The 5405-nt window shown below is 64.4% G+C and carries 6 protein-coding genes; 2 read left to right on the top strand and 4 right to left on the bottom strand.

Translation table 11 applies throughout. From position 1 onward, the window contains the following. The 4 genes from G1E_RS02585 to G1E_RS02570 all read right to left on the bottom strand — a co-directional run. The coding region (locus G1E_RS02585; protein WP_047149593.1) for a methyl-accepting chemotaxis protein at positions 1 to 1704 on the bottom strand (1704 nt) is incomplete at its 3' end. A gap of 11 nt (positions 1705 to 1715) precedes the next feature. Next, entirely contained in the window at positions 1716 to 2270 is a 555-nt protein-coding gene (locus G1E_RS02580; RefSeq protein WP_009682820.1) for a chemotaxis protein CheW, read from the bottom strand. Continuing rightward, complete coding sequence (gene pilH / locus G1E_RS02575) at positions 2267 to 2632, bottom strand: twitching motility response regulator PilH (protein WP_009682819.1); 366 nt, start codon at positions 2630 to 2632, stop codon at positions 2267 to 2269. Before pilH ends, G1E_RS02580 begins: the two co-directional genes overlap by 4 nt. 47 nt (positions 2633 to 2679) lie before the next feature. After that, positions 2680 to 3081: a PleD family two-component system response regulator gene (locus G1E_RS02570; RefSeq protein WP_009682818.1), complete on the bottom strand. Its 402-nt coding sequence runs from the start codon at positions 3079 to 3081 to the stop codon at positions 2680 to 2682. Positions 3082 to 3323: 242 nt separating this feature from the next. Here G1E_RS02570 and gshB point away from each other — a divergent pair, with 242 nt between their 5' ends. Both gshB and G1E_RS02560 read left to right on the top strand, forming a co-directional pair. Next, the gene (gshB, locus tag G1E_RS02565; protein ID WP_009682817.1) at positions 3324 to 4277 is read left to right on the top strand and encodes a glutathione synthase; all 954 of its coding nucleotides are present in this window, start codon (positions 3324 to 3326) and stop codon (positions 4275 to 4277) included. A 91-nt stretch (positions 4278 to 4368) separates the two neighbouring features. Next, complete coding sequence (locus G1E_RS02560; RefSeq protein WP_009682816.1) at positions 4369 to 5274, top strand: energy transducer TonB; 906 nt, start codon at positions 4369 to 4371, stop codon at positions 5272 to 5274. The last annotated feature ends 131 nt before the right edge of the window (positions 5275 to 5405 follow it).

The raw sequence follows: 5405 nt of genomic DNA, 5'->3' as shown, positions 1-5405 counted from the left end.
CAACGCCTCGATCTGGCGGGTGGCCGACGACGAGCGCTCGGCCAGGCGCTGCACTTCGTCGGCGACCACGGCAAAGCCGCGCCCGGCTTCGCCCGCCAGCGAGGCCTGGATTGCCGCGTTCAGGGCAAGGATATTGGTCTGGTCGGCGATATCGTCGATCAGGCTGACGATATCGCCGATTTCCTGGGACGACTCGCCCAGCCGCTTGATGCGCTTGGCGGTGTCCTGGATCTGCTCGCGAATGTTGTCCATGCCGTTGATGGTGTTGTGCACCACCTCGTTGCCCTTGTTGGCGATGGCCACCGACCGCTCGGCAACCTTGGCAGATTCATAGGCATGTGCGGAAACCCGGTCGATCGACTCGACCATGTCGCCCACCGCCTCGGACGCCTCGCTGATCTGCTCAGCCTGCTGCTCGGAGGCCTTGGCCAGCTGCCGCGCGGTGTTCTGCGTATCCTGCACGGCGGCGGCAACCTGCACCGCACTGTGGTTGATGGTAGCGACCAGGTCACGCAGCTGGTCGACCGAATAGTTGATCGAGTCGGCAATGGCGCCGGTGAAGTCTTCGGTGACCGAAACCGTCACCGTCAGGTCGCCATCGGCCAGCTCTTCGATTTCATCGAGCAGGCGCATGATTGCCTGTTGGTTGCGTTCGTTCTTTTCTGCCGTCTCGCGCAGCTGGCGGTTGGTGGTACGCACCATCACCAGGCCGATGAGGATGATCGAAGCCAGGGCCAGCAGGCCCAGGGCGTAGCCACCCACGGTATCGAGGGTGCGCCCGCCGGCCAGGTTTTCAAAACCGTTGGCCAGGTGCGAGGCCTCGTCGAGCAGGGTTTGCGACAGGCTGAAGATATTGCCCGCCGCCTCGCGCACCCGGAACAGCTCTGGGGAGGTTTCGAGAATTTCGTCCACCGAACCGGCAACGAACTGGAACAGCTCGGCAATTTCGGCCAACCGGGCACGGGCGTCGGCATCTGCAACTCGGGTTACCTGGATGCCCGCATCGCCGTTGAGCATCCCTTGCAGCACCTGGCCGAAACGCCCGGCATCACGCCCGAATGCATCGGCCGCCTGGGCTGCCGCGTCATCACCGGCCAGCACGGTGTTGACCGAGCCGAGGATCCGCTCGGCCAGCAACAATTGGCGCTGGGCCACCGCCACCTGGTTGGCCGGGGCGCCGCTCTGCAGCAGGATCTCGACGACCTTTTCGTACTCCACCTGCAGTTGCGGCACGGTTTCGGCCAGTGTCGCCGCCACCTGGTGCAGCGACAGCACCGTCTGTTCAGTGGCCAGGATGGTATCGGTGTTCTTGCGCAGGTTTTCCCAGTCACGCCGCACCGCTTCCATTTCATCACGCACGGCGGGCGGCGCCGGCGGCAGGCCGGTGGCCTTGTCACCTTGGCGCAGGTAGCCCCAGCGCCGCTCGAAATCGTTGCGCGCATCCGACAGCAACTTGAACGCCAACGCCTTGCCTGCAGCGGCTTCGGTGGCGTTCTTGGCGATGCGTTGTGACAGCACGCGCAACTCGCCGGCATGGCCGATGTACTGCTTGTCGTAGTTGGACTGGCTGTTCAGGTAAGCGAAATTGGCGAACAGCAGGATGATCGACAGGATCAGGATCAGGAACAGCACGGTGATCTGCGCGATGCTACGGGTACGCGGGGTCACGGTGGTGGCCGTGACGGGGGCGGCGGGTGTGTTCACGTTCGCAGGTCCTATAGCGCCACATCGAGAAAGCCCGGCGCCTGGGCCAGGGCGAAGGGGCTGAAGATCGCCCAATTGCGTTCACGCGGGAAGTGCCCTTGCACAAAGCGCGCAGCAGCCCGAATCAACGGCTGTGGCGGGGACAGTTGCAGGCTGTCGAGGGTAAAGTGCTGCAAACCGAGCACTTCGTCCACCAGCAGGCCGACGAACAGGTCGTCGTGGTCCACCACCAGCACCCGGCGCTGCTTGCCCGGGGCGGCGTGGCCCAGGCCAAAGAAGCTGCTCAGGTCCATTACCGGCAACAACCGGCCACGCAGGTTGGCCACGCCGCAGACCCATGGCTGCACCCCCGGTACCCGGCTGCTACGCGGCTCGCGCAGCACCTCGGCCACCTCGCCCATGGGCGCGACGAACCATTGCCCGGCGGTGCGAAAGCCAATGCCACTCCACTCTTGCAGGCGGTTGTCTTGCGGCGGCTGGTCAGCGACCAGCAAACGGCAGCGCCGGTCGATGTCCAGCAACAACTCGAAGGCGGTCAGTGACGCGCCCTGCGGGCGGGTGGTCAAGCCCCCAGCACTTCTTTGAGCTTGGCGATCAGCGCCTCTTCGCCCACCGGTTTGGTGAGGAAGTCGCGGGCGCCCTGGCGGGTGGCCCAGATGCGGTCGGTCTCCTGGTCCTTGGTGGTGACCACGATCACCGGAATGGCACTGGTTTCCGGGTCTTTGCTGAGCTGGCGGGTGGCCTGGAAGCCGTTCATGCCCGGCATGACGATGTCCATCAGCACGGCGTCCGGCTTTTCCTGCCGGGCCAGTGCCACGCCGTCGGCACCGTTGTTGGCCTTGAGCACCTCGTGGCCATTCTTTTCAAGAAACTGGGTCAAACTCGTCATCTCTGTCGGCGAGTCGTCGACAATCAGAACTCGGGCCATGCTGTTACCCCATCAGGAAAGTAGAACCGTGCCATGGCGGGGCGCGGTCAGGGTGCTTGTGGTTCAGGTGCCGCAAACCCGGGCACATGGGCACGGATTGCGTCGAGCAGTTCTTCCTTGCTGAACGGCTTGGTCAGAAACTGATCAGAGCCGACTACCCGGCCGCGGGCCTTGTCGAACAGCCCGTCGCGCGACGACAACAGGATCACCGGGGTGTCCTTGAAGGCGCTGTTGTGCTTGATGATGGCGCAGGTCTGGTAGCCGTCCAGGCGCGGCATCAACACGTCGACGAAGATGATGCCGGGGCGGTGATCGACGATCTTGGCCAGGGCATCGAAGCCATCGCTGGCGGTGATCACCTCGCAGCCGGCTTCACCGAGCAACATCTGCGCAGTGCGGCGGATCGTGCGCGAGTCGTCGATCACCATCACCTTCAGGGGTTGTTCCATAGACGCCTACCCGTGGGAATTGAGCTGCAAGTTGCAAGCGGCAAGTTACAACAAAAGCCCAGCCGGCACTCGGCTGCTTTTCTCTTGAGGCTTGGAGCCAAGGGCTTGCAGCTGCATTTTTAACACACTCCGGGTGGCCGTTCCATCTGCGCCGCCCCTTGACCAGCGGCGTTCACAGCGCCACCCTGAGCCACTTTTCTTTCGACCCATCGCGGCAACGCGCCGCCAAGAGGAACCACCCCATGAGCGTTCGCCTCGGCATTGTCATGGACCCGATCGCGTCCATCTCCTACAAAAAGGACAGCTCGCTGGCCATGCTGCTGGCCGCCCAGGCACGCGGCTGGAGCCTGTTCTACATGGAGCAGCGCGACCTGTACCAGGGCGAAGGCAAAGCCCGTGCGCGCATGCGCCCACTGAACGTTTTCGCCGACCCGGCCCGCTGGTTCGAGCTGGGCGAAGAACAGGACAGCCCCCTGGCCGAGCTGGACGTGATCCTGATGCGCAAGGACCCGCCGTTCGACATGGAGTTCGTCTACAGCACCTACCTGCTGGAGCAAGCCGAGAACGATGGCGTGCTGGTGGTCAACCGCCCGCAAAGCCTGCGTGACTGCAACGAAAAACTGTTCGCCACGCTGTTCCCACAGTGCACGCCACCGACGCTGGTCAGCCGCCGCCCGGACATCATCCGCGAGTTTGCCGCCAAGCATGGTGACGTGATCCTCAAACCGCTGGATGGCATGGGCGGCACGTCGATCTTCCGCCACCGGGTGGGCGACCCGAACCTGTCGGTGATCCTCGAAACCCTGACCGCGCTGGGTGCCCAGCAGATCATGGCACAGGCCTACCTGCCGGCGATCAAGGACGGCGACAAGCGCATCCTGATGATCGACGGCGAGCCGGTCGACTACTGCCTGGCGCGCATTCCGGCCAGCGGCGAAACCCGTGGCAACCTGGCTGCCGGTGGCCGCGGCGAGGCGCGCCCGCTGAGCGACCGGGACCGCTGGATTGCCGCCCAGGTGGGGCCAACCCTGCGCGAGAAAGGCCTGTTGTTCGTGGGCCTCGACGTGATCGGCGATTACCTCACCGAGATCAACGTCACCAGCCCGACCTGCATTCGCGAAATCGACAACGCCTACAACACCGATATCGGCGGCAAGCTGATGGATGCCATTGATCGCCAGTTGCAGGCGCGCTGACCGCCGACGCACGGCATTTACCCGGAGTGGGGTATGATGCGGGTCCCATTTGCCTGGCCTGCTGCCCCGCCCTGCGGTTGCTGGATACCCGATGACGCTGCCCGCTGATATCCCTTCCGACCTGCTGCCCCCACGCGTTCGCCCAGTGGACCGGCTCGGTTTCACGCTGTTCCTGGCTGCGCTGGTGCACCTGGCGCTGATCCTCGGCGTCGGTTTCACCGTGGTCAAGCCTGCCGAAATCCGCCATACCATGGACATTACCCTGGCCACCTTCAAAAGCGAAAAACCGCCGGAGAAAGCTGATTTTCAGGCCCAGGACAACCAGCAAGGTAGCGGCACCCTGGTCAAGAAGGCGGTGCCCAAGACCACCGAAGTGGCGCCGTTCCAGGACAGCAAGATCAACAAGATCACCCCCCCGCCGGCAGCCAAGCCGGAAGTAGTGCCGCCACCAACCCCGCAGAAGTCGGCGGTGGTGACCACCGCGCCCAAGGCGCACAAGGTCGAGCCCAAGCCCAAGCCCAGCAAGGCGCAACCCAAGCCAGCCGCGCCCGCCCCGGACTTCGACAGCTCGCAGCTGTCCAGCCAGATCGCCAGCCTGGAGGCAGAGCTGTCCAACGAACAGCAACTGTACGCCAAGCGCCCGCGCATCCACCGCCTGAACGCTGCCTCGACCATGCGCGACAAGGGCGCCTGGTACAAGGAAGAGTGGCGCAAGAAAGTCGAGCGGGTGGGCAACCTCAACTACCCCGACGAGGCGCGGCGGCAGCAGATCTACGGCAACCTGCGCATGATGGTCTCGATCAACCGCGACGGCTCGCTCTACGAAGTGCTGGTACTGGAGTCGTCCGGGCAGCCGGTGCTGGACCAGGCAGCGCAGCGTATCGTGCGGCTGGCGGCGCCGTTCGCACCGTTTACCGGGGACCTGGCCGAATTCGACCGCCTGGAGATCATCCGCACCTGGCGCTTTGCACGTGGGGACCGTTTGTCCAGTAACTGAGTTATGCCTTGGGTTCAGGGCTTGCGATATGCGGTGGCGCGGATATCGAGCGCCGCCCGCGCGGCGCATCGCGAGCTGCGCTCGCTCCTACGTTTGTTTCGGGCCAGTCATGCCTGTGCCCATCGCGCGCG

Origin of the sequence: Pseudomonas sp. TJI-51, from assembly GCF_000190455.2 — a bacterium.
Lineage (GTDB): Bacteria > Pseudomonadota > Gammaproteobacteria > Pseudomonadales > Pseudomonadaceae > Aquipseudomonas > Aquipseudomonas juntendi.
This window is presented reverse-complemented; position numbering and strand designations above follow the sequence as displayed.

What these genes read in the sequence shown, in the direction of transcription:
- gshB (WP_009682817.1), top strand. Translation starts at nt 3,324, where the DNA reads ATGAGCGTTCGCCTCGGCATTGTCATGGACCCGATCGCGTCCATCTCC.
- G1E_RS02570 (WP_009682818.1), bottom strand. Translation starts at nt 3,081, where the DNA reads ATGGAACAACCCCTGAAGGTGATGGTGATCGACGACTCGCGCACGATC.
- G1E_RS02560 (WP_009682816.1), top strand. Translation starts at nt 4,369, where the DNA reads ATGACGCTGCCCGCTGATATCCCTTCCGACCTGCTGCCCCCACGCGTT.
- pilH (WP_009682819.1), bottom strand. Translation starts at nt 2,632, where the DNA reads ATGGCCCGAGTTCTGATTGTCGACGACTCGCCGACAGAGATGACGAGT.